26 protein-coding genes and 1 other annotated feature are annotated in these 24,636 nt (G+C 39.0%); of the genes, 20 read left to right on the forward strand and 6 right to left on the reverse strand.

Annotated elements, in window-relative coordinates; all coding sequences use genetic code 11:
* Positions 1-2: 2 nt before the first annotated feature.
* A complete protein-coding gene (locus tag KQI58_RS01510; RefSeq protein ID WP_216405857.1) occupies positions 3-638 on the reverse strand; it encodes a copper homeostasis protein CutC in 636 nt (211 codons plus the stop codon).
* Between the two features lie 133 nt (positions 639-771).
* Between KQI58_RS01510 and KQI58_RS01515 the strand changes: the two genes are divergently transcribed.
* From KQI58_RS01515 to recD2, 4 genes are all read left to right on the forward strand, one after another.
* Complete coding sequence (locus tag KQI58_RS01515) at positions 772-1,599, forward strand: methyltransferase domain-containing protein (protein WP_216405859.1); 828 nt, start codon at positions 772-774, stop codon at positions 1,597-1,599.
* Positions 1,600-2,214: 615 nt separating this feature from the next.
* On the forward strand, positions 2,215-2,721 hold the full coding sequence (trmL, locus tag KQI58_RS01520) for a tRNA (uridine(34)/cytosine(34)/5-carboxymethylaminomethyluridine(34)-2'-O)-methyltransferase TrmL (protein ID WP_216405860.1): 507 nt from the start codon (positions 2,215-2,217) through the stop codon (positions 2,719-2,721).
* Positions 2,722-2,748: 27 nt separating this feature from the next.
* Positions 2,749-3,405 (forward strand): histidine phosphatase family protein, encoded by a 657-nt coding sequence (locus tag KQI58_RS01525; protein ID WP_216405862.1) that lies wholly within the window; start codon positions 2,749-2,751, stop codon positions 3,403-3,405.
* A 21-nt stretch (positions 3,406-3,426) separates the two neighbouring features.
* Positions 3,427-5,829: an SF1B family DNA helicase RecD2 gene (recD2, locus tag KQI58_RS01530; protein ID WP_216405864.1), complete on the forward strand. Its 2,403-nt coding sequence runs from the start codon at positions 3,427-3,429 to the stop codon at positions 5,827-5,829.
* Between the two features lie 27 nt (positions 5,830-5,856).
* On the opposite strand, the gene KQI58_RS01535 is transcribed toward recD2, so the two are convergent.
* Entirely contained in the window at positions 5,857-6,846 is a 990-nt protein-coding gene (locus KQI58_RS01535; protein WP_216405866.1) for a diacylglycerol/lipid kinase family protein, read from the reverse strand.
* A gap of 250 nt (positions 6,847-7,096) precedes the next feature.
* Here KQI58_RS01535 and KQI58_RS01540 point away from each other — a divergent pair, with 250 nt between their 5' ends.
* The 3 genes from KQI58_RS01540 (at position 7,097) to KQI58_RS01550 (ending at position 11,834) form a co-directional block, all read left to right on the forward strand.
* Positions 7,097-7,396 (forward strand): hypothetical protein, encoded by a 300-nt coding sequence (locus tag KQI58_RS01540; protein WP_216405868.1) that lies wholly within the window; start codon positions 7,097-7,099, stop codon positions 7,394-7,396.
* Between the two features lie 327 nt (positions 7,397-7,723).
* Positions 7,724-11,143: a MucBP domain-containing protein gene (locus tag KQI58_RS01545; protein ID WP_216405869.1), complete on the forward strand. Its 3,420-nt coding sequence runs from the start codon at positions 7,724-7,726 to the stop codon at positions 11,141-11,143.
* Between the two features lie 190 nt (positions 11,144-11,333).
* Positions 11,334-11,834, forward strand: a complete 501-nt coding sequence (locus KQI58_RS01550; RefSeq protein WP_216405872.1) for a QueT transporter family protein — start codon at positions 11,334-11,336, stop codon at positions 11,832-11,834.
* Between the two features lie 47 nt (positions 11,835-11,881).
* Here KQI58_RS01550 and cbpA read toward each other — a convergent pair whose 3' ends face one another.
* The gene (gene cbpA, locus KQI58_RS01555; RefSeq protein ID WP_216405874.1) at positions 11,882-12,523 is read right to left on the reverse strand and encodes a cyclic di-AMP binding protein CbpA; all 642 of its coding nucleotides are present in this window, start codon (positions 12,521-12,523) and stop codon (positions 11,882-11,884) included.
* A 242-nt stretch (positions 12,524-12,765) separates the two neighbouring features.
* On the opposite strand from cbpA, the gene rpmG reads away from it, so the two are divergent.
* From rpmG to KQI58_RS01595, 8 genes are all read left to right on the forward strand, one after another.
* The gene (gene rpmG / locus KQI58_RS01560) at positions 12,766-12,918 is read left to right on the forward strand and encodes a 50S ribosomal protein L33 (RefSeq protein WP_010739830.1); all 153 of its coding nucleotides are present in this window, start codon (positions 12,766-12,768) and stop codon (positions 12,916-12,918) included.
* 12 nt (positions 12,919-12,930) lie between these two features.
* Entirely contained in the window at positions 12,931-13,101 is a 171-nt protein-coding gene (secE, locus tag KQI58_RS01565) for a preprotein translocase subunit SecE (RefSeq protein ID WP_010746478.1), read from the forward strand.
* Between the two features lie 96 nt (positions 13,102-13,197).
* Positions 13,198-13,740 carry a transcription termination/antitermination protein NusG gene (nusG, locus tag KQI58_RS01570; protein WP_034876867.1) on the forward strand — a complete coding sequence of 181 codons (543 nt, stop codon included), beginning with the start codon at positions 13,198-13,200 and terminating at the stop codon, positions 13,738-13,740.
* A 173-nt stretch (positions 13,741-13,913) separates the two neighbouring features.
* A complete protein-coding gene (locus KQI58_RS01575) occupies positions 13,914-14,774 on the forward strand; it encodes an alpha/beta fold hydrolase (protein WP_216405876.1) in 861 nt (286 codons plus the stop codon).
* A 121-nt stretch (positions 14,775-14,895) separates the two neighbouring features.
* Complete coding sequence (locus tag KQI58_RS01580) at positions 14,896-16,002, forward strand: lactate oxidase (RefSeq protein WP_216405878.1); 1,107 nt, start codon at positions 14,896-14,898, stop codon at positions 16,000-16,002.
* 134 nt (positions 16,003-16,136) lie between these two features.
* Positions 16,137-16,886, forward strand: coding sequence for a metal ABC transporter ATP-binding protein (locus KQI58_RS01585; RefSeq protein ID WP_216405880.1), 750 nt, complete (start codon positions 16,137-16,139; stop codon positions 16,884-16,886).
* Positions 16,876-17,730, forward strand: a complete 855-nt coding sequence (locus KQI58_RS01590; protein ID WP_216405882.1) for a metal ABC transporter permease — start codon at positions 16,876-16,878, stop codon at positions 17,728-17,730. Before KQI58_RS01585 ends, KQI58_RS01590 begins: the two co-directional genes overlap by 11 nt.
* Positions 17,720-18,649: a metal ABC transporter substrate-binding protein gene (locus KQI58_RS01595; protein WP_301282181.1), complete on the forward strand. Its 930-nt coding sequence runs from the start codon at positions 17,720-17,722 to the stop codon at positions 18,647-18,649. The genes KQI58_RS01590 and KQI58_RS01595 overlap by 11 nt, the downstream gene beginning before the upstream one ends.
* A 39-nt stretch (positions 18,650-18,688) precedes the next feature.
* Here KQI58_RS01595 and sdaAA read toward each other — a convergent pair whose 3' ends face one another.
* Complete coding sequence (gene sdaAA / locus KQI58_RS01600) at positions 18,689-19,573, reverse strand: L-serine ammonia-lyase, iron-sulfur-dependent, subunit alpha (RefSeq protein ID WP_216405884.1); 885 nt, start codon at positions 19,571-19,573, stop codon at positions 18,689-18,691.
* A 16-nt stretch (positions 19,574-19,589) separates the two neighbouring features.
* Positions 19,590-20,264 (reverse strand): L-serine ammonia-lyase, iron-sulfur-dependent subunit beta, encoded by a 675-nt coding sequence (gene sdaAB, locus KQI58_RS01605; protein WP_088932073.1) that lies wholly within the window; start codon positions 20,262-20,264, stop codon positions 19,590-19,592.
* A gap of 299 nt (positions 20,265-20,563) precedes the next feature.
* On the opposite strand from sdaAB, the gene rplK reads away from it, so the two are divergent.
* The 4 genes from rplK to rplL all read left to right on the forward strand — a co-directional run bounded on the left by rplK (position 20,564) and on the right by rplL (position 23,040).
* Complete coding sequence (rplK, locus tag KQI58_RS01610; protein WP_010739820.1) at positions 20,564-20,986, forward strand: 50S ribosomal protein L11; 423 nt, start codon at positions 20,564-20,566, stop codon at positions 20,984-20,986.
* 104 nt (positions 20,987-21,090) lie between these two features.
* On the forward strand, positions 21,091-21,780 hold the full coding sequence (rplA, locus tag KQI58_RS01615) for a 50S ribosomal protein L1 (protein ID WP_010781346.1): 690 nt from the start codon (positions 21,091-21,093) through the stop codon (positions 21,778-21,780).
* A gap of 54 nt (positions 21,781-21,834) precedes the next feature.
* Positions 21,835-21,961, forward strand: a sequence feature (ribosomal protein L10 leader region).
* A gap of 156 nt (positions 21,962-22,117) precedes the next feature.
* Entirely contained in the window at positions 22,118-22,618 is a 501-nt protein-coding gene (gene rplJ, locus KQI58_RS01620; protein ID WP_102871512.1) for a 50S ribosomal protein L10, read from the forward strand.
* A gap of 53 nt (positions 22,619-22,671) precedes the next feature.
* Complete coding sequence (rplL, locus tag KQI58_RS01625) at positions 22,672-23,040, forward strand: 50S ribosomal protein L7/L12 (protein ID WP_016181529.1); 369 nt, start codon at positions 22,672-22,674, stop codon at positions 23,038-23,040.
* 331 nt (positions 23,041-23,371) lie between these two features.
* On the opposite strand, the gene KQI58_RS01630 is transcribed toward rplL, so the two are convergent.
* Positions 23,372-23,998: a hypothetical protein gene (locus KQI58_RS01630; RefSeq protein WP_216405886.1), complete on the reverse strand. Its 627-nt coding sequence runs from the start codon at positions 23,996-23,998 to the stop codon at positions 23,372-23,374.
* 192 nt (positions 23,999-24,190) lie between these two features.
* On the opposite strand from KQI58_RS01630, the gene KQI58_RS01635 reads away from it, so the two are divergent.
* Positions 24,191-24,592 carry an organic hydroperoxide resistance protein gene (locus KQI58_RS01635; RefSeq protein ID WP_216405888.1) on the forward strand — a complete coding sequence of 134 codons (402 nt, stop codon included), beginning with the start codon at positions 24,191-24,193 and terminating at the stop codon, positions 24,590-24,592.
* The last annotated feature ends 44 nt before the right edge of the window (positions 24,593-24,636 follow it).

Here is a 24,636-nt window from a genome sequence, read left to right on the forward strand (position 1 = left end):
TTTTAAATTGATACGATTTTAGTCCCGTGAAGTTCATTTACTCCTAGCGTTTTAGCAATTCTTTCTGCATTTTCTGCGTTGATACCACCGCCAGGTAAAATAATAATTCGTCCAGCCGCGTAATCAACTAATTCTTTTAGATGTGGCAGATTTTCTTCAATGGAAGACGTTAATGGACCGCCGTGGGTCAGAATACGATCAATACCCAAGCGTGAAAACCAATCGATGGTCTTAAACTGTTCATCTTTTGAAAGCTCATCAAAAGCCATATGGAAAGTCGTTAATACCCCTTCACTATTGCCTAACAGCATTTCCAATGCTTCCTCATCCACTTCATTATCGTCTGTAAGACAGCCGAAAACAACGCCATCAGTCCCAGCATTCTTTGCATGAATCAAATCGTTTTCCATGATTTTCAATTCAATATCATTATAGACAAAATTCCCGCCGCGAGGACGAATCATAGTCATGACAGGTACATGCTTTTCCCCAGCATAAGCCAAGACTTCTTCGATTACTCCCATACTTGGAGTCGTCCCGCCGACTGCTAAGTTATCACATAGCTCGATACGTCCGGCCCCAGCTTGGATAGCTTTAGGAATGTCGGTATAATTTTCAGCGCAAAATTCTTTAATCATGATTGTATCCTCCAAATTTAGCTAATTTATTTTTTTAAAAGATGATACTTACGACGTATAGTTTAGCATATCTTGACGATAGTAGGAATAGATGAACTATGCTATGATAGGATAGCGAAAAGGGAGTGAAAAGATGCTTAAAAAAATTGATCGGGGTGCGCTGTTTTTAGCGAAGCAGCAGGCACTATTTCGCTGTCCAAAGTGTCACCGAGAAATGAATCAAATAGAAAAAAGCTTAATCTGCTTAAACGGGCATCGCTTTGATTTAGCTAAAAAGGGTACGCTTTACTTTTTGGATCACCAAATCAAAACGGAGTATGACAACGAGATGTTCGCGCCGCGAGGACGTATGATTCGATCAGGCATGTATCAACCTGTGATAGAGAAACTTGCACAGTTGATAAACCCGGGGAATCTTCTGGATGTCGGCTGTGGTGAAGGAAGCTTTTTGCAAGAAATCAATCAAATAAAGGCTAATCCAGTAAATATTGGTTTTGATATTGCTAAGGAAGGAATTTATCTAGCAAGTAATCAACCACTCGATGCTTTTTGGTGTGTGGCTGATCTGACCAATTTGCCATTTGCAGATCACTCCTTTGATACGATTTTGAATATTTTTTCTCCTTCACACTATAGTGAATTTAAGCGAGTGATGAAGTCAGATGGTTGTGTAATCAAAGTGATTCCTCAAGCTGGTTACCTAAAAGAACTTCGTGCAGTTTATCATCCGAATGGGGAAGAGTATTCCAATGAAGCGGTTATTCAGCGTTTCACAGAAGAACTTAAAATCGACCACCGTGAACGTGTGACTTATGAATTTGAAATACCGCAAGAAAACCGGCTAGATCTTCTGGAAATGTCACCACTGGAATGGCAGGTTTCACCTGAAATAAAAGCGCATTTGGCGGAAGATCCTTTGAAACGAATTACGATTGATATCGAAATATTAAAAGGATATTAGAGAATACGCTTTCATTCAAATTCCTGAAAATAGAAGGTTGCATTTGTGACTTCGTGATGTTATAGTACTAACAAGTTGTTTTTCATTGGTTTTTATCAGGTTCCTGTTCTGATAAAAGTTAGTGAAAAGTGCTTCACTAACGTAGCGACTCGCCGTGCTAGACACCGAGTTGGTACGTTTTTTTTTTGCGAGTTCCACTTTACGTCTTTAGCGCGATTAGTGGAATCGTATGCGAAACGAAGATGGAAATATTTTTCGGCTTTTTGAAAAATACACCATTACGAAATTGAGATAGCTGTCAGTTCTACTTTTTACAGTTTTGCTGAATTCGAGAAGGATACAAGGTGTGAATATCTTACCTTTTAACGAGCAGCTTAGCAGAATGATAGGCGTACGAAAATCGCTTCATTTTTCCGGTCTTTGGGAAAATGATTTCTTTGCTTGTGAGCTAGCTGCGAGTTCAACTTTTCACAGTTAGTCGAGACGTTTAGTTGAATCGTAACTTGAGAGTTAGTCGTAAGTACTGGAAGTTTAACCAAGATAAATGCTTCAAATAGAATATATAGCGAAAATTCATACTTGAAATAAACTATTTATAAGATTGAGGGAACAAACATGACAAATCATATTGTATTATTTGAACCACAGATTCCTGCAAACACAGGAAACATTGCACGAACATGCGCAGCAACGAATTCACCGCTGCATTTGATAGAACCACTAGGTTTTTCTACGGATGACAAACATTTAAAACGAGCTGGTTTAGATTACTGGAATGACGTAAATATTACTTATCATAAGAGCTTATCAGCATTTCTAGAGTATCTTGAAGATCAACCGCTTCATTTGATTACCAAATTTGCTAATGCGACTTATTCAGAAATTGATTACACTGATGACGCCGACCACTTTTTCATGTTTGGGAAGGAAACCACCGGATTACCAGAAGAATTTATGCGAGAAAACGAGGATAAATGTTTACGTATTCCAATGAATGATGAACATGTACGTTCTTTGAACCTTTCTAACACAGTTGCTTTAGTCGTCTATGAAGCGTTGCGTCAACAAAATTTTCCAAATTTGGAATTGACGCATCATTATGAAAACGATAAGTTAGACTAGATAATAAGGACTTGGAAAGGGATTTTTATGAAACTTTATTTTACTCGACACGGGAAAACTCGTTGGAATCAAGAAAAACGTTTTCAAGGAATGATGGGCGATTCGCCGTTGTTACCAGAAAGTTTGGAAGCGATCAAAGCGTTAGGCAAAGAATTAAGGGATATACCGTTTGAAAAAATTTATACAAGTACATTGAAACGGGCTTATCTGACTGCTGAGGGAATTAACAAGCAATTGGCACAGCCAACTGAAATCGTTCGTTCTGAAGATTTACGTGAGCTGGGTTTAGGCAGCTTGGAAGGTCAATTAATTCCTGTTATTGAAGAACGCTATCCTAAAGATATGGTAAATTTACGTCATCATTTGGAGCTTTACGATCCAACTCCTTTTGATGGAGAGAAAATTGAAGATATGTTGAAACGCATCAATGATTTAGTGGAAAAAGCAGTTGCTGAAGCCCAAGAAGGTCCATTGCTTTTTGTCGGTCACGGGGCCGCATTAACCGCAGCAATCCAAGCGCTAACAGGAAAACCAATGAGTGAACTACGAGAGATGGGTGGCTTATTTAACAACAGCCTGACGATTTTAGAAGCGGAAAATGCTAAACCGCCTTATCAAATGATCCAATGGAATGATGTTAGTTTTTTAGAAGGTACAGGCTCGAAACCAGATTCGTTGCTATAGAAGGTAGAAAGGAGGCGCAAAATGTCGGAAGAACAGCTCTATATTGTAGGAACATTAAAGGCGATCTTTTTTCAAAATCCTAGTAATTTTTATAAGGTTCTATTGATTAAAGTGAGTGAGACCAACAGTGATTATCTTGAACAGGAAATTGTTGTTACAGGAAGTTTTGGCGATATGCAGGAAGATGAAGACTATCGCTTTTTCGGACATTTTGTTGATCATCCTCGATACGGGAAGCAATTTCTAGTTGAAAGCTACGAGCAGGCCCATCCAACTTCTGCTAATGGACTAATTAATTATCTCTCTAGTGAGAAATTTCCAGGGATCGGTAAGAAGACCGCGGAGAAAATCATCGAAGTTTTAGGTGAAGAAGCCATTGATCAAATTATGGAAAATCCTGCTGTTTTGGCAAAAGTTCCGAATTTGAACGTGAAGAAACAAAAAGTCATCGTGGAGACAATTCGGCAGAATCACGGCATGGAGCAGATAATTGTTGGGTTAAGTCGTTATGGTTTCGGCAGCCAGCTTTCGTTTGCGATTTTCCAAACCTACCGAAATGAGGCTTTAGAAATCATTGCTGAAAATCCCTATCAATTGGTAGAGGATATTGAGGGGATCGGTTTTAAAAAAGCGGATAGTTTAGCTGAGCAATTGGGCATCGCGGCGGATAGTCCACAACGAATCCGTGCAGCGATTTTTCATCAAGTCAATGAGGATGCGAATCAAAGCGGTGATACATATGTTGAAGCTCAGCAACTATTGACGGAGGTTTTGCAACTATTAGAGACCACGCGCCCAGTAGAAATCGCTCCGGATCAAATTGCCAATATGATCATTCAGCTAGTCGAAGAGGAAAAAATTCAACAAGAAGCGACAAAGATCTATGAGAATACGTTGTTTTATAGCGAGTGGGGAATAGCCTCATCGATTGAACGTTTATTGGCACGAAAAAAGGAAATCAATTATTCGCAAAAAGCAATCGACAAGAATTTAAGAATCATTGAAAAGCAGTTGAAAATCACGTATGGCGATTCACAGGATCAAGCGATTAAAGAGGCGATTCGCTCGCCATTATTCATTCTGACAGGTGGTCCCGGAACAGGGAAAACGACAGTGATTAATGGCATTGTCAAATTGTTCGCGGAATTGAATGATCTGTCTTTAGATCCGAAAGATTACACACAAGCGGTTTTTCCGATTCTATTGGCGGCACCGACAGGACGTGCTGCAAAACGGATGAATGAGACGACCGGATTACCAGCAAGTACGATCCATCGCTTGTTAGGATTGAACGCCAATGATGAAACACCGGATATTGATGCGAAAGAACTAGATGGCGGCTTGTTGATTGTCGATGAGATGTCGATGGTGGACACTTGGTTGGCGAATACCCTGTTAAAGGCAATTCCTAATAATATGCAGGTGATTTTTGTAGGAGATAAGGATCAGTTGCCATCCGTAGGTCCCGGTCAGGTTTTTCATGATTTGCTACAGATTGAAGACATTCCAAAGATGGAATTAACGGATATTTATCGGCAAGGCGATGGTTCATCGATCATTCCGTTAGCACATGAGATCAAAGATGGAAAATTGCCGCAAGACTTTCGGAAAAATCAACAGGATCGTTCATTTATTGCTTGTCATGCCTTTCAGATGGAGGAAGTTATCAAGCAGGTGGTAGAACGGGCGAAGAAAAAGGGCTTCACTGCACAAGATGTGCAGGTTTTAGCTCCGATGTATCGCGGACCTGCTGGAATCGATGCGATCAATAAGATGATGCAGGAAATTTTTAATCCAAATGATGGCCGAAAAAAAGAAGTACAATGGAATGATGTCGTTTATCGGATTGGTGATAAAGTTTTGCAGCTGGTCAATAATCCAGAATTGAATGTGTTTAACGGTGATATGGGGATTATAGTGGGGATCATTCCGGCGAAAGAATCGGAAGATAAAGTGGATGAACTAGTAATCCAGTTTGATAGTAACGAGGTCAGCTATAAACGTTCTGAATGGAATAAGATCAAACTTTCATATTGTTGTTCGATTCACAAATCACAGGGGAGCGAATTCAAAATGGTACTCTTGCCGATGGTGAAGCAATATTCACGAATGTTGCAGAGGAATCTTTTATATACCGCAGTTACCAGAAGTAAGGATTTATTGATCCTGTTAGGAGAGGAAGAAGCTTTCCAAGCCTGTGTTGTAAGAGAATCAGCGGTACGAAAAACTACCTTGATTGAACGAATCTTAAAGGGAACCGAAATTGCACCGTCAAAACCAAAAGCTGAGCCGTTTAAAGCAGTAGAAGAAAAGCAAAAGTTAGCAGCAGACGAGCCGACAATTTTGACACCAAAATTGATTGCCGCTCAAACGATTGATCCGATGATCGGAATGGCAGATGTTACGCCTGCGATGTTTATGTAAAAAGGACTGAAAAATAAAGCCGCGGCTTTATTTTTCAGTCCTTTTGTCTGCGTACCAAATATATTGTGTGGCGGTCGAGAAGTTCATGTCAAAGGAGCGTTCTCCCATATCTTCGCCATCAGCTTGACCGTGCTGCGGTACGACCGAAACAATTCGGATTTTACTACTAGTAAAATGCTTGTAGTGTTTGTTTTCTGTATGTTTTTTCCGTACTAGCTGAATTAAGAAACGCAGAATAGCTGGGAGATTCGGTTTTTCTACGACGACTAAATCAATCGTCTCTTTTTTTGGATCGGCCATTGGCGCGATTGCTATTCCACCACCAAAATAGGGGATGTTCGTGGTCGTACATAAAAAAGTACGTTCAAAGCTCAATGTTTGGCCATTCAACTCAACGAGAATTGGAAACGTCTTTTGAGTGAAAATCGCTTTTACTAGATACAAGGCATAAGAGGCTGAGCCCAAATGATACTTGTTCAATACTTTTTTTGACGTAGAGGCATTCGTTGTCGCAACGATTAATGCATCTAGACCGATCCCGACATTGTTTAAAATGACTCCTTGCTCTTCGCGAATTTTTTCTTCGTAATGGAAAACATTAATCGGTTGTGGCTTTAGTGCGGAGGTAATCTGTTCAAAGGCTTTTTCTGGCTCACGTGATAAGCCAATTCCTCGAGCAAAATCATTTCCTGAACCAGCAGGAATATAGCTGACAGGAAGTTGCAGACCTAACGCAAAGAATTCATTGACCACTTGATGGAGCGTGCCGTCACCGCCAATCACCACTAACAGGTGAAACGAATTGTCGATGTGATCCTTCTCGCAAGTCTCTGACCAAGGGCTTAGCAAATCCGCTAGCCGGTCAACAATCTCTTTTTCATCGCCAGGCTCTTCCGTATAATAAGGTGTGTATGTATAGTCTCCATCATCGAGTAATTGGATGATTTTTTCTGCTGTTTTTTCCGCATTGCCACTCCCGGCTGCGGGATTGATTAAAATATGATAATGAAAATTCATGTCCTCGATCCTTTCAAAGACTGATTATAACAGAGTAACGAAAGGAACTGTAGAAAATTGAATTTTTTTCTCAGGAAAATTGAGTATTAATATTCTTGTATAGACAGACTATTGTTAAAGTATTGGTAACGGATGTTTTTTCATAATATGAGCCATCTTATAGACCGTTTGTCAAAATTGAAGTTTAAAGGTTGTAGATGATATTATTATTATACTGTGAAAGCATTCTTATTGAGAAAAGAGGACTAGCATGCTAGGGATTGACAATGAATTAGAGCAGTTGTATAAAAAGGCACAGCAAAATGGCAAAGCTGTTATCAAAGATCGTTGGACTTCTGGAAACTACGGGTGTTGTAGTACTCGTGCGCCATTAATAGAAAAATACAGGATAGAAAATACTGAAACTAAAATTTCACTTTATCTTTGGGGCACGCAGGTGGTAGAAGTAACTACTGAAAACCATAAAACGATAGTAAACGCTGATTATAAAGCCACTAATTACGATAAAAAGATTATTGACTGGTTTGTTCAAAAAGTTCAAAAAGCATAAGTATTCTCCGTACTCTGCTATTTAAGCAGAGTTTTTCCACTAGTTTATTAATTACTCAGTGATGTTTTAAAGGAGTATTAAGTAGATTAAAAAAACAATAACACTTATCTACTGTTCAAAGATTGAAAATATTCATAAATTGTGAAAAAAGTAATTAATTTGCGCGAGAAATAAAAACGATAAATGTTATGTAAACGATTTTTTAAATTTGCTTAAGAAAATTTTTGATGATATCATTTTACTAAATAGCAATTTATGTTTTTGTATTATGATTTGAAGACTAAGCACGGATAGGTTATAAATGAAAAATATGTGGGGTGAATTAGTATGAAAAAAAGACGATCTTTAATAGTAATTTTAGTTATTTGTTTAGCGCTGTCGCAGTTCTTAGGAACGGTTGTTTATGCAGTAACGGAAAACGGTTTAAAAACATTATCAGAGAATAATAATTCATTAGAATCAACAGCTTCTTCGATGGATAGCTACTTACAAACAGTTCCCGAGAACTCCCGTACAACAGAAGAATCGCAGTCCTCAGATTCCTCAAACGATTTATCAGAAGATAGAGAACAGCCGAAAGATCAGTTGGTCAATGGAAAATTTGGTAGCAGTCCTTGGTATATTACGAATGATTTTACTTTAGTTATTCAGGCTGGAAAATTTGCTGACACGGAAGGGGAATCTCCTTGGATACTAAATAAAGATAAAATTCAGAAAATTCAGATTGAAGGAGAAGTAATTTTAGGAAATGAGTCAAGTCATTTATTTCAGGACTTAACAGAACTGGTTGAAGTCGATTCAATCGAAAATTTGAAAGTCACAAAACCTACAAAAATGAATCATTTTTTTGAAGACTGTAAGTCTCTAAAAAAAGTAGATTTTTCAAAATGGGATACAAAAAATGTAATTGAAAATGATGGCTTTTTAAATAATTGTGTAGAGCTAGAAGTAATCGCTTTAGGTGTTAACTCGATATTTCAAGCTTATGAAGAAGATACGCTACAAATACCAGATCAACCTTCATATATTTGGCGGGCCCAGCATCAGGAGAAAACGTTTAATAGTATTCCTGAGTTGTTAAATAAAAATGAAAGGAATGCTGATGTCTATTTCAGAGAACCTGCTCCACAACAGTCTGAAATCTCTATAAAATATTTAGATGAGAACGACAAAGAAATCCATGAGGCAAAAAAAATATCTGGTGTAATTGGAACAAATTACGATATTGGAAACGATGACTATCAATTAAAAATTGATGGCTATTTATTGGATGAAACTCGGTTGCCAGAAACAAGAGGAACATACCGAGAGACAGATCAAACTATTATTTTTTATTATAAAAAACTCGCTTCTCATGCTAAAAGAGCCATTGAGACGCCGAACGTACTTTACAGATCATATGTTCAATCCTCAGGTTGGCAGAGTTTTGTAAAAAATGGAGAAGTATCAGGAGCCATTGACCAAAAGAACAGTTTAGAAGCAGTTGAAATTAAACTAGAAGACATCGATGAAAACAGTGAAATTGAATATCGAACAGCTACGAAAGAATCAGGTTGGGAAAAACAGTTCGTAACTGGCGAAAATATTTCTGGAACACCAAAAAGTGGAAAAAAGATCGAGGCAATTCAGATTCGACTTAAGGGAGAAATTACTGATACTTATGATGTGTACTATCGAGCAACTTCCGAAACTCTCGGAAAATTAGGTTGGGCAAAAAATGGAGAGAGTGCAGGAACGGAAAGTTTAGACTATGGACTAGAAGCAATCGAAATCAAATTAGTCGAAAAAGACAGTGATGAGCTAAAAAGTAGCCCTAAAGCCTTTGTTAGATTACCGTCAGTTTCGTATCGTTCACATGTGGAATCAATCGGTTGGCAAAGTTATGTAAAGGATGGACAACAATCAGGAACCAGTGGTCAAAAGAAAAGATTAGAGGCTGTTCAGGTTCGGATAGAGAATACCAGTTTAGATGGAGGTATCCAGTATCGAACGCATATTCAAGATATTGGTTGGGAGTCAGCATTCAGATCTAATGATGCAGTATCTGGGACAAGTGGTAAGGCTAAAAGGCTCGAAGCAATTCAAATAAAGCTCACTGGAGATATCGCAAAATATTTCGATGTTTATTATCGAGTACATGCTCAAGGATTTGGTTGGCTTGATTGGGCAAAAAATGGGGAGAGTGCTGGGACAGAAGGACTGGCTTATCGTTTAGAGTCGTTACAAATCAGACTGATAAAAAAAGGTTCGAATGAGCTTGTCAGTAGTCCTAAAGCTTTTGTAAAACGGCCAATATTATCATATCGCTCTCACGTAGAATCAATCGGCTGGCAAAATTATGTTAAAGATGGGCAGAAGACAGGAACTAATGGACAAAAGAAACGGTTAGAAGCAATTCAAGTACGTATTGAAAATAGCGGTTTGGCTGGTAGTGTTCAATATCGAACGCATATTCAAGGTATCGGTTGGGAGACTTCCTATAAATCCAATAATGGGATTTCTGGAACAACAGGTAAGAAAAAAAGATTAGAAGCGATTCAAATAAAACTTACAGGAGATATCGCAAAATATTTCGATATTTATTATCGTGCTCACACACAGTCACTTGGTTGGTTAAGTTGGGCGAAGAATGGTGAGAGCGCAGGAACAGAAGGCATGGCTTGTAGAATGGAAGCCTTAGAAATCAGATTAGTACCAAAAGGGTCTAATCAATTAACGAGTAACCCTAAAGCTTTTGTCCGAGCACCGACCGTTTCATATCGCACACACGTACAAGGAATCGGTTGGCAGAATTATGTAAAAAACGGTCAAACATCAGGTACTAGCGGTCAAAAGAGAAGGGTAGAGGCCCTCCAAATTAGAACTGAAAATAGTACTTTAACCGGTGGTATTCAATATCGGACTCATATTCAAAATATTGGTTGGGAATCTTCTTCAAAATATAATAATGCTGTGTCTGGGACAACAGGCCAGGCCAAACGACTTGAAGCGATTCAAATACAGCTTAATGGCGAAGTTGCCAAGTATTTTGATGTCTATTATCGAGTACATGCTCAAAATTTTGGTTGGCTTGGTTGGGCGAAAAATGGTATGAATGCAGGGACGGAGGCTTATGCTTATCGTTTAGAAGCGATTCAGATCAAACTAGTGCCTAAATGGGGCACCCCACCGTCACCAACCTCAAATACGTACAAGAAAAAGCCATCAAAGCCTACTCTTTCAAGTTTTCTTGGAACGACAAAAAGTAGAGTCCTAAACGAATTATTAAGGCATCAAAATGATTGGTATTACCTTACGACACCTTTCGTAGGAACGTTGGGCAACAATGCTTCAGTCATGAGTCCAAGAGGTAATCCAACAAGTTATGGACCTGGAATGAACTGTACAGGTTTTATTGCTACTGTGACAAGAAATGGTGGGGGGAATCTTTCGAATATTACACGAAAATCTAATCGATATGGCGGCCCATGTAATGGGTACAATTGGCGAGATGCGCTAGTACCAACTGTTCAATACCATAGTTATCGAACGGTTAGCGATTTACTAAGGGGAGGTAAAGCAGAAAAAGGGGACCTGATTTATTTTGAAGCAGATTTTTCCCGACCAAATCCTGACTGTCATCTAGGATTTTTCTGGGGAAGTTCTCCTTCTCAAGATCGTTTTTGGCATCAAACATTTCCAGCCAATAAAATGTCTAACATTTATTCAGCAACACCCTATTCAAAAGTATATCTATTCAAATTATAATAAATTAAATTTGCAGCCAAAGATTTTGGCTGCTTTTTAAATAGTCATGTTACGTAATAAGCATCAAATAGGATGTTCTGCAGGTTTTACTTATGTTGACTTCTTTGAATAAAAAACGTATGCTGTAAAAGGTTTACAGCGGTTCATCAACCATCCCGCTTTAAAAAAACTCGGAGAAAGAAGGATAATTATGAATATGGTGGAAAGAAAACGAGTCACTGTTGTAGTGACCAATGGGATCATAATGGCGCTTTATTTAGCGCTGACGATTTTAGTGTCGCCGGTGGCATCAGGAGCAATTCAGTTTCGTATCTCTGAAAGTTTAAATCATTTAGTTGTATTTAATCGAAAATATCTATGGGGAATCTTTGGCGGAGTTGTTGTCTATAACGCATTTTTTGGCATGGGTTGGCTTGATGTAGTCTTTGGTGGCGGACAAACGCTGTTGGCTTTAAGCTTAACGGCAATCTTACAGAATATTGTTAAAAGTACGAAAGTTCGATTAGCTTTAAATGTCGTGTTCTTCAGTGCAAGTATGTTTTTGATCGCATTGATGCTGAACTTGACAGCTCAACTACCTTTTTGGCCAACGTACGGTTGGACGGCATTGAGTGAAGCGATTATCATGACGATCTCAGCTCCAATTATGTATTATTTAAATGAACGTTTGCATTTCGCAAATCAACTATAAAAAATGGCGGTCCTAAATTTATAGGACCGCCATTTCTATTTAATAAATTAATCTTTCATAGATAATGCTTCAACTTCTTGGATTTCAAAATGCTTACGTTCAAGATGATCAATGATTTGATTCATTTTGTTTTCATCTACACCAGCAGGCAAGGTGAATAAGGTACGACGACTTTTAAAGTCCTGACCGACATCTAAAGTAATACAGCTTGCGATCGTTGTAAATTTTGAGATGATTTTTGACATGGCTGCCAGGTCTCCGCGTTTGCCAGTAGAAACAACGGTGATTACATAACTGCCAGTTTGGATATTCCAAGATTGCGAGAGCATATTTAATAAGGTACTGTGAGTTAAGATCCCATAAAAATGATGATCTTCATCCAATACGGTAATATATGGTAATTCTTTAATCGTAAAAAAGATTTTAAAAAAGGAAGTATCTAGTGAAATAAATTTTGTTGCATTTTTTAGCAGATGAGTGACTGGGAGATCCATGTCGCCGCCATTTGCTTTGTGCCGGTAAATGTGCATTTTGTAGATATTGCCTCGGAAAATTTGATCACTTTCATCAAGGATCGGAACACAACGAAAGCCAGTACCTTCTAATATGTCCAATGCCTCTTGCAATGTTGTTGATTCATTGATCGTTGTCAAATTCTCTTTGGGATAAACGAGACTTTTTAATAACATCCAATAACCCTCCAATAAAGCTATTCATTCTTTCATCATATTATCATATTCTATCGGATAAAGAAATTTATTTTGGAAACAATTCCAATTGATTGTCTAGATACTAAAAAAAGACTCCGGTCTTTAGGAAATATTGACAGCAAAAGGGATAGATGATAATGTTAGTCTGTGACTTTATGAGGTTATCATTCTTGTTTCAGCAGAAAAATGAATACATTAATAGGAATTAGGAGTAGATCGCTATGGCAACAAAAAAAGCGGCTCTAGCCTGCACTGTTTGTGGTTCAAGGAACTACACGAAATCAGTGAGCGAAGGCAAGCGCGGAGAGCGTTTAGAGATTAATAAGTTTTGCAAACATTGTAATCAGTATACGATACATAAAGAAACGAAATAGGGGGAGAATTAATTGAATTTTTTACGTAGTGTAAGAGAAGAGATGAAGCTTGTTTCATGGCCTTCAAAAAAACAATTACGCCATGATTCATTGGTCGTTATTGAGACAGCGATCATTTTTGCTTTGATGTTTTTCATCATGGATACAGCGATTCAAGCACTGATCAATTTGATCATTCGCTAGTAGCCAATTCAAAAAAAGCATGTTATACTATTTGAGAGAAAAAACCTTGGGACTGCTGAGGTTTTTTTATTTTAGAACGAGGAGCCGATGGCGAAAATGGAATCTTTTGAAAAACAATGGTATGTGCTGCATACTTATTCCGGCTATGAAAACAAAGTAAAGGCAAACTTAGAATCACGTGCGCAAAGTATGCGGATGGAAGACTATATTTTCCGTGTAGTTGTCCCAGAAGAAAAGGAAACAGAAGTTAAGGGCGGTAAAGAAAAAGAAATCGTTCATAAAACATTTCCTGGGTATGTGTTAGTAGAAATGGTCATGACTGATGATTCTTGGTATGTTGTACGTAATACACCAGGTGTAACAGGGTTCGTTGGTTCCCACGGTGCCGGAAGTAAACCAGCGCCATTGATGCCAGAGGAAATAAATCATATCTTACGATCATTAGGTATGAGTACTCGTCAACACGATCTTGAAGTAGAAGTTGGCGAAACAGTGAAAATCATCGAAGGTGCTTTTGCCGGTCTTGAAGGTGTGATCACTGAAATTGATGAAGAACGTGATAAAATCAAAGCGAACATTGACATGTTCGGACGTGAAACAAGTACTGAGTTAGATTTCGATCAAGTTGATAAAATTTAGATCTACGAGCCGAGGCCGCTGCCTTGGCTTTTTTCATAGATTTTTTAGATACAAGCGGTGAAATTGCTAAATTTCCGCTAACTTCTCAGCGTATGTTTGAGTTATACGGCCTTTAAATCTATAGTAGAGTGAAACACGCCATAAATATGTCATAGTGAAGTGGAGTTGAAAGAATGAAAAAAGTGTTCCTGAGCATTATTGCAGGACTAACCGTTTTATTGCTCGTTGGTTGTGGAAGCAAGCAAACAAAAGAAGTGGAAAAAACACAAGCATCAGCATTAACCCAAAAAAAGGTTGAAAAAAATTTTAAGAAAAGCGCGGTGCCAACCGTTTTTATTCATGGCTATGGGGGTACTATTAATTCCTTCGGTGGGATGATCCAGCGACTTTCAAACGAAAGAAAAACTAAGAAAGAGATGCTGATTACGGTTCAATCAGATGGTTCTTTAAAGGTTGATGGTGAACTAAGTAAGAAAAAGGATAATCCGAGTATCCAAGTCTTGTTTACCGCCAATAAAGATACTGAATGGAATCAGACTGAATGGATCTATACTGTTTTGAAATATTTGAAGCAACAGGGGGTAGATCAAGTAAATCTTGTTGGACATTCGATGGGCGGTGTTAGTTCGCTACGCTATTTGACGACTTATGGTCAACCAAACGATACTCCAACGATAAATAAGTTTATTTCAATTGGGGCCCCGTTTAATGATTTTACAGAATCATCTGAATCGATTGATGATGTGTTAAAAAACGGTCCAAGTGTACAAGCCAGCAGATATACAGACTATCAAAATGGTGTGGCTAATGTACCTAGTAAATTGCCGATATTATTAGTAGCGGGGAAATTAAATAAAGAGACAGTTACTGATGGGACCGTTCCTCTCAATAGTGCATTAGCAACATTTTCTTTATTGAAAGATCATGGAAATCCTATCAAATATCAAATTTTTACTGGCCCAAATGCTCAGCATAGTCAATTACATGAGAATCTTAACGTTGATAAAACTGTCGCGGATTTTTTGTGGAATTAAGCAGTCTGTGTTGGTCATTCCGGTTTATCTGAGTAAGGCTGAAACAGAAGACAAGTTTCTTGCTTACTTTTTGTAAGAGTATTATGATAATTCATGTATTAAAAAGAAAGAAGGATTTATCATGACTTATCAAGCAAGTAACGAAGAACATCCAATTGAAATTGTGAATATCGCTTCACTCGAAGGACGGGTGAAAGAACGCATGGAAAAAGGTGCGTTTGGTTATATTCGCGGCGGTTCTGAAGATGAATGGACAATGAAAGAAAACACCTCTTCATTTAATAATAAAACAATTATGCCTCGGGTTTTGCGAGGAATTGATCATGCTGACTTAAGTACCAAACTTTGGGACATGGACTTGGCAACTCCAATTATCCAAGCGCCATCAGCTGCACAAGGATTAGCTCATGAAAAAGGTGAAGCGGATACTGCCAAAGGGGTGGCTGCTGCCGGATCGATCTTTTCGATTAGTACCTATGCTAATACAACGATTGAAGATGCAGCGGCCGCAGCACCCAACGCTCCTCAATTTTTCCAATTGTATATGAGTAAAGATGATGGCTTTAATGCGTTCATCTTAGAAAAAGCTGTTAAAGCTGGAGCAAAAGCCATTATTCTAACAGCAGATTCAACACTTGGTGGCTACCGCGAAGAAGACATCGTTAACAAATTCCAATTTCCGCTTCCAATGCCTAACTTAGCTGCTTATAGCGCTAAAAGTGCTAGCGGAGATGGCGAAGGAAAAGGAATCGCGGAAATCTATGCGGCAGCTAAGCAAGGCTTAGTTCCGGAAGATATTCAGAAAATCAAAGAATTAACAAGTCTTCCTGTATTTGTTAAGGGTATTCAATCACCAGAAGATGCCGAAGTTGCCATCGCAGCTGGAGCTGACGGGATTTGGGTTTCAAATCATGGAGGTCGTCAACTAGATGGCGGACCAGCCTCATTTGATGTATTACCGTTGATTGCTGGTGTTGTAAACAAACGTGTACCGATCGTATTTGATAGCGGTGTTCGTCGCGGCGAACATGTCTTCAAGGCTTTAGCCAGCGGGGCTGACTTAGTAGCGATCGGACGACCAGTCATTTATGGATTAAATTTAGGTGGCGCTGAAGGTGTGAAATCAGTTTTTGATCATTTGAACAAAGAGCTTTCTATCACAATGCAGCTCGCTGGAACCAAAACGATTGATGAAGTAAAAAACACAAGACTACATGATGCAAAATAATTAGTATAAAAGCTTCACCAAGAAAAGTTGATTTTCTTGGTGAAGCTTTTTTGCATTTTTCTTGCATCACACTACAGATTAGTTTATCATTAACTAAAATATTAGGTATGCCTAAAATAGAAAAGAGGGATAAAATGGAAACGATTCGTATCGAAAATCTTTCGGTTGCCTATCGTGGGAAGCTCGCACTTAAGCATGTGAATTTGGAATTATCTGCTGGAAAATTAACAGGGATCGTCGGACCCAATGGTGCCGGGAAATCTACCTTAATGAAAGGGATACTGCAATTGATTAAAGTACAATCAGGCAGAATTTATTATGGTGCTGAGCCACTTAGTAAACAGCGGAAAAAAATTGCCTATGTAGAGCAGCGGCAAGATATTGACTTGAGTTTTCCCATTAATGTTTTTGGGGTGGTCCTGTTCGGAACCTATCCTCATTTAAAAATGTTTCAACGCCCTGGAAAAAAAGAAAAGACATTTGCCTTAGAGTGTTTGTCGAAAGTTGGCTTGTCTGAATATGCTGACCGGCAAATTAGTGATTTATCTGGTGGACAGTTGCAACGAGTCTTTATTGCACGAGCACTGGCACAAAAGGCGGAATGGATTTTGTTAGATGAACCTTTTGCCGGGATTGATGCAACTAGTGAGAAGATTATTATCGAGTTACTTAAGGAGTTGCGGGATGAAGGAAAATCGATCGTGATCGTTCATCATGATCTCCATAAGGTAACCGATTATTTTGACGAAGTGATCTTATTGAACAAAGGCTTGATTGCGTCTGGACCAGTTGCTCAAACCTATACGGCAAGGAATATGGAGAAAACTTACGGCAGTGAAATTACACAAATGTTAAGAGTGGGAGGTGCAGACTTTGCTTCATGATTTTTTTCAAGGTCTAATGGAATACCAATTTTTGCAAAACGCATTGATTACCTCGATTATGGTGGGCATATCCGCGGGTGTGATTGGCTCTTTTATTATTCTCAGAGGCATGTCATTAATGGGAGATGCGATTTCTCATGCGGTTTTACCAGGGGTAGCGATCTCCTATATGTTAGGGAGCAGTTATGTCATTGGCGCGACTTTTTTCGGAATCTTCTCAGCTGCATTGATCGGCTTTGTCGGAAAACATAGTCGTTTAAAAAATGATACCGCGATCGGAATTGTTTTTAGTTCCTTTTTTGCCTTAGGAATCATTCTGATCTCATTTGCTCAGAGTGCGACGGATCTTTATCATATTCTTTTCGGCAATGTTTTAGCAGTTCGTGATTCAGATATGTATCTGACTGCGCTTGTTATGGTAATCGTTGTTTTAGCGGTATTGCTATTTTATAAGCAATTAAAATTAACTTCCTTTGCTCCAACGATGGCACAATCCTATGGCTGGAACATCAGCTTGATTAACTATGGCTTGATGTTTCTGCTGACATTAGTTGCTGTAACGTCATTGCAGACAGTTGGTACGATCTTAGTCATTGCAATGTTGATCACACCAGCGGCTACAGCCTATCAGTTAACCAATAAGCTTTCTATCATGGTTGGTTTATCAACAGCATTTGGTGTTTTGAGTGCAATCATCGGTTTGTATTTCAGCTATAGTTACAATCTTCCTTCAGGCGCAACGATTGTGATGACAGCGGCAGTCTTTTTCATCGCAGCATTTTTATTTTCACCAAGTAAAGGCTTGATTCAACAAGTAAGAAAGGAACGGGTGTATGATGCATAAAAAAATATTCTTTGCAGGACTGATTGGTTTATTTTTACTCACAGGTTGCGGGGCACGGAGTAGTGAACGCGTTGAAGGGAATACCTCAAAGAAGCTATCTGTAGTCGCGACAAATTCGATCATAGCAGATATGATCAAAGAGGTCGGAAAAGATGAGGTGAATGTCCACAGTATCGTACCGGTTGGGACAGATCCACACGAGTACGAGCCGTTACCAGAAGACATAAAAAAAACCAGCGAAGCAGATGTTGTTTTCTATAATGGTCTAAACTTAGAAACAGGTAATGGCTGGTTTGACAAATTAATGGACACGGCTAAGAAAAAAGAGAATAGAGATTATTTTGCAGTCAGTAAAGAAGTTGAACCAATTCACCTCACAGGTAACAGTAAGCAAGAGGACCCTCATGCTTGGCTGGATATCTCTAATGGTATTTTATATGTGAAACAGATTCAATCAGTTTTGAGCGATCAAGATCCTGATAATCGATTGAATTACGAGAGAAATGCGGAAGCTTACATTAAAAAGCTTAAAGAACTAGATGCTTCAGCGAAAGAAAAATTTGCCGATATTCCCAGTGAGAAAAAGTTGTTAGTAACCAGTGAAGGAGCCTTTAAGTATTTTTCAGAAGCTTATGATTTAACGGCAGCTTATATATGGGAAATCAATACGGAAAGTCAGGGAACACCAGAACAAATGACACAAATCGTCGAAAAGGTTCGTGCATCGGAAGTCCCATCATTATTTGTTGAGACGAGTGTTGATAGACGCAGTATGGAACGACTGTCAAAAGAAGTTGATCTGCCGATCTATAGCGATTTATTCACTGATTCATTAGCTAAAAAAGGAAAGACAGGGGATAGCTACTATAGCATGATGAAGTGGAACTTAGATAAAATTCACGAAGGATTGATGAAATAGCAAAAGCAGCTGACTAGCAATCAGCTGCTTTTAATCTGTTTAAACGGTCGCTTTTTCTGGTTCGCCAAAGACTTGTTTTTGTAGACGCAACCCAGTTGGTGTAGTTGCTACGCCACCTTCTGCGGTTTCTTTGAAGATTTGCGGCATTGCACGCCCAACCTTATACATTGCCTCTACCACTTCATCCGGTGGAATGACGCTACGGATGCCGGCTAACGCCATATCTGCGGAGATAAATGCTTGAGAAGCCCCCATCGCATTTCGTTTTACACAAGGAACTTCAACTAAACCAGCAACAGGATCACAAATGAGTCCCATCACATTTTTTAAGGTAATAGCAAGTGCATTTGCGGCCATTTCAGGTGTGCCGCCATTGGCAGTAACTAAAGCCGCAGCTGACATGGCACTGGCAGAACCGACCTCGGCTTGACAGCCGCCTTCAGCACCAGAGATTGAGGCATTATTTGCCATTACTAAACCAAACGCACCAGCGGTAAATAGGAAATCAATCTGTTCATCATGAGTCAAATCTAGTTTTTCTCGTGCCGCCATTAAAACACCAGGGAGTACGCCGGCGCTACCAGCAGTAGGTGTGGCACAAACTAAGCCCATTTTTGCATTGACTTCGTTGACTGCGATTCCGTTACGAACGGCTTTTAAAATCGTATCACCGCTCATGAATTTGCCGCTTTCGATATAATCGTTCATGCGTTTGGCATCGCCGCCAGTAATCCGTGTTACGGAGGTTACTCCTTGAATGCCTTCTTCGATTGAACTTTCCATTACTTCTAAATTGCGTTCCATTAACGCAATGATTTCGTCACGCGTTCGATCAGTTAATTCCATCTCAGTCGCGATCATCAATTCGCCGACAGTCGGATAATCCTGTGCTTGCTCTACAAGCTCTTGGATTGAATAAAACATGACAATTCCTCCTATACTATTTGAAATAAGTAACGCTCAGCACATCGTCTTCACGTTTAATCTCTTGTCTTAACCCTTCTGGATCATCAGGTGTATCATCAATTTCTAACAAAACAATGCCATTTTCGCCTCGTGTTTTGCGAGTCATTGTAACTTTTCCGATATTCAAGCCGTGTTTCATAAAAATGGTAGATACACGTGAAAGAAGACCAGGCACATCTTTATTGATAATAATATAGGTTGGATTACCCATACCAAGGGAGATACTGTAGCCATTCATTTCAGTGATTTGAATATTTCCGCCGCCGATCGAGACACCGGTAATTGACATCTCCAGGTCACCTTTAATCATGCGCAAGGTAACAGTGTTTGGATGGTCGGCAATTTCTTTTTTGGGAACAAATAGCACTTCCATCCCTTGTTCGTGAGCAATTTTCAATGAATCGGATAAGCGAGGATCGTCAGGTTCCATTCCCAAAATTCCACCTACTAAAGCAATATCAGTTCCATGTCCACGATAAGTTTTAGCGAAAGATTCATATAAATCAAATTCTACAGAGTCCGGACGCTCACCGAAAATCATTCGGCAAACTTTTCCAATTCGTGCAGCACCAGCAGTATGTGAGCTACTTGGTCCGACCATTACTGGACCAATAATGTCAAAAACACTTCGATATTTTAAAACTTCCATTATTTTAAGCCTCCCTAAATTATCCGATGAAAATCCTCATCAAGTCGACCATAGTGTAACATATACGCTTTCAGAAAATAGCTAGATTAATAATTTATTTTGTTATTCTCATAATAGTTAAAGGGTTTGTGAAGCGTTTTATTATTGTCAAAAAATTGCAACAACAAAAAATCAATCTTGCATTAACAGAAATAATCTGCTATGATACCAAAGTGTGTCTTTGCGCACACGGTTTTAAAGTGGGAGGAGAAATTTTGATCTCCAATTAACCACATCACGGACTCAAGGAGGTATGTCTCGTGGCAAAAAAAGTAGAAAAATTAGTTAAATTGCAAATTCCTGCAGGGAAAGCAACACCAGCTCCCCCAGTAGGTCCTGCACTAGGTCAAGCGGGTATCAACATCATGGGATTCACAAAAGAATTCAATGCTCGTACAGCTGATCAAGCAGGTTTGATCATTCCAGTTGTGATCTCTGTATATGAAGACCGTTCATTTACATTCATCACAAAAACACCGCCAGCTGCAGTATTATTGAAAAAAGCAGCGAAGATCGAAAAAGGATCAGGCGAACCAAACAAAAACAAAGTTGCAAAAGTTACTAGCGATCAAGTAAAAGAAATCGCTGAGTTGAAAATGCAAGACCTAAACGCTGCTAACGTTGAGTCAGCAATGCGCATGGTTGAAGGAACTGCACGAAGCATGGGGATCACTGTCGAATAATTATCGACAAACCCAAGAAAGTAGCTTCTCAGTTGGCTCCCTATCTAAAGATATGGAACACGTGGGAGGTTCTACCGTTATAACCACATCAAGGAGGAAACAAAATGGCTAAAAAGAGCAAAAAAATGCAAGATGCATTGAAAAAAATCGACGCTACTAAAGCTTACCCTGTTGCGGAAGCTGTAGCATTGGCAAAAGAAATTAACTTCGCGAAATTTGACGCAACGGTTGAAGTTGCTTACAAATTGAACGTTGACCCTAAAAAAGCAGACCAACAAATCCGTGGAGCAGTTGTGCTTCCTAACGGAACTGGTAAAACTCAAACTGTTTTAGTATTCGCGAAAGGCGAAAAAGCAAAAGAAGCTGAAGCTGCTGGCGCTGATTTCGTTGGCGACGACGACATGGTTGCAAAAATCCAAGGTGGATGGTTCGACTTTGACGTTGTTGTAGCGACACCTGATATGATGGCTACAGTTGGTAAATTAGGTCGTGTGCTTGGACCAAAAGGTTTAATGCCTAACCCTAAAACTGGTACTGTAACAATGGATGTTACAAAAGCGGTTGAAGAAGTTAAAGCTGGTAAAGTAACTTACCGTGTTGATAAAGCTGGTAACGTTCATGTACCAATCGGTAAAGTATCATTCGACGATGCGAAATTGGTTGAAAACTTTAACACAATCAACGAAACTTTAGTAAAAGCAAAACCTGCTACAGCTAAAGGTCAATACATCAAAAACATTTCAATGACAACAACATTTGGACCTGGTATCCATGTTGAACAAACTGCTATCTAATTAATTTTAGAAAAGTGCTTGACTCGGCTAGCTTATCTATGGTAAGTTAGTCGAGGTTAAATATTAACTGTACCGAAGACAGTAGGTGACGCAAGTCTTAATTTCCTACCGAGGACGTTTATTGAGAACATTCAATAGTCCCTCTATGTCTACGGTGGCATGGAGTTTTTTTGCATGTTTAACACGGTGATTGGCGGGCGTTTTTCCCGACTGAGCCGATGTTGAACAGCACTGGTCGACCGCAGGGAGAGGAGTTTCCTTATAAAAGAGACAACCTGCCTGAAGTTCTTCCGTAGCTCAAAAACTCTTCCATCAAAATCAGGAGGTGAAATATATAATGAGTGAAGTAGCAATCGCTAAAAAAGCCGCTATCGTTGATGAAGTCACTGAAAAATTCAGCGCAGCAGCTTCAGCCGTTATCGTTGATTACCGTGGTTTAACAGTAGAACAAGTGACTGAATTACGTAAACAACTACGCGACGCTAACGTTGAAATGAAAGTTATCAAAAATTCTATCTTGGTTCGTGCCGCTGAAAAAGCTGGCTTGAACGGATTAGAAGAAGTATTCTCAGGACCTACTGCAGTGGCATTTAGTAATGAGGATGTAGTTGCTCCAGCTAAAATTATCGACGAGTTCGCTAGTAAAGCTGACAAACTAGAAATCAAAGGCGGTATCATTGAAGGAAAAGTAGCTTCTATCGAAGAAATTACTGCTCTTGCAAAACTACCGAACCGCGATGGACTTCTTTCTATGCTATTATCTGTCCTTCAAGCGCCAGTCCGCAACGTGGCTTACGCTGTGAAAGCAGTCGCAGAAAAAGAAGAAGAAGTAGCTTAATCGCTGCATAAAATATAAACTAAAAAAACTTACCTAAACGGAGGAAATTTAAAATGGCATTGAACATTGAAAACATTGTCGAAGAACTTAAAGGCGCGACAATCTTAGAATTAAACGACTTAGTTAAAGCTATCGAAGACGAATTTGGCGTAACTGCTGCTGCTCCTGTAGCTGCTGCTGGCGCTGTTGCAGGTCCTGCTGCTGAAGAACAAACAGAATTTACTGTTGAATTAACAGCTGTTGGCGATCAAAAAGTTAAAGTTATCAAAGCAGTTCGTGAAGCAACTGGTCTTGGCTTGAAAGAAGCTAAAGCTGTAGTTGATGGCGCTCCTGCACCAGTTAAAGAAGATGTATCTAAAGAAGACGCTGAAGCACTTAAAGCTGCTTTAGAAGAAGTTGGCGCATCTGTAACATTAAAATAATCACTTTTGATTGTTCAAAGGGGGATCTGATTTCAGGTCTCTCTTTTTTTGTTGCTTGATAAGAGATGCTTATAGTTGACGGGGATTTGAAGACAATAGTGGGCTTGATATATGGTTGTGGTCCTATCATGAAATGGAAGGATTGAGTTTTAAACAGGAGGATTTTGTATACGAGTATTCCAGATAGAGGATACGTTATTAAGTCTTTGTGCCTATTTTCAATCATTCTTCTATATACAAAAAGCGCTAGTCAAATGAAGCTTTTTAACGAGATTACCATAAAAAAACCGAGCTTTTGAAAGACTCGGCTGATAATAAGCTTAAATTTATTCTATTGAAGAACTTCTATCATAACATCTGATTGATCGGATGAGACGTTTCCTGCATAATTTGGTGTGGCTAAAGAAAGTCCCCCACGTTTGTTATGGAATAAATAAAGATCTCCAGATTGATTATTTGTGTTTGTTACTCCAGATATCTGAACACCAATCGAAAGCATGGTACTTACCTTGACTGTTCGAATTTCATTTGTATCTGCTGAAAATACTCGGATTGATTTTTCTGGGACATCTTGCATCGTAAAATTATAAACGGCCTCACTATTCGTATCTGCATTGAAAGTGATTTGGTTTGTATTTGTGTTAATATTTATCGAATCGGGTACATTCATACCACTAAAGTAGAAAGTCGCATATCCACCAAACTCATCAGCAGAGACGGTATCAATCTCTGGCTGTTTGGAAGATGCAGTGTCAGAAGAAAACGACTGGCTACTTGAACTATCGGACAAGGATGCTGCTGTTGAATGCGTGAGGCTCGATGAATCTTTACTACGCGCTGAGCTTTCTGCTGTACTTGCTTCACTGGTAGAACTTTTAGTTGATTCCTGTGATGGCCCACGATTACACCCAACAAGCAGGAAAGATGTAACGAGACAGACCGCGAAAATTTTTTTCAAAGACAATCCCCCCTTCGTAATAGATTATAGCACTAATCAATTTTATTGTAATCGTTTGCACAAAGTTTGTCATTTTTACTAAAAAAAGCATCTTTATTTGATGAAAACATTTAGATCTTGAGCAATATCTTTGTCTGATCAATTAATAACGCGTAGACTATTAATCAAGAAGAAGAAAAGGACTGATGTTTTTTGAAAAAAATGTATGAAACGGCAATGATTAACCATGGCGGACGTACTGGTGATGTTCAAGCGCCAAACGGCAGTATGAAAATGAAGATTGAGCCACCTTCTATTCACGCGGAAGGAACAAACCCTGAGCAACTTTTTGCGGCGGGATACGCTTCATGTTTCAACGGTGCAGTTCATCATATATTGAAGGAACACAATCTTGAGTCAGATGCAGAAGTTAAGGCACGTGTATCTTTGTATCAATTAGATGACGGCGGATATCAAATCGGAGTGATTTTGGAAACTTCATTACCTGGAGTAGAAAAAGAAGAAGCTCAAAAAATTGTTGAAGAAGCACATGAGTTTTGCCCCTATTCAAAAGCAACACGTGGAAACATTGATGTAGAAGTTGAATTGGTCTAGCAATTCTTTCCCTCGAATTTTCGAGGGATTTTTTATTTTCATAT

The organism is Enterococcus raffinosus (assembly GCF_018917525.1).
Classification (GTDB): domain Bacteria; phylum Bacillota; class Bacilli; order Lactobacillales; family Enterococcaceae; genus Enterococcus_A; species Enterococcus_A raffinosus_A.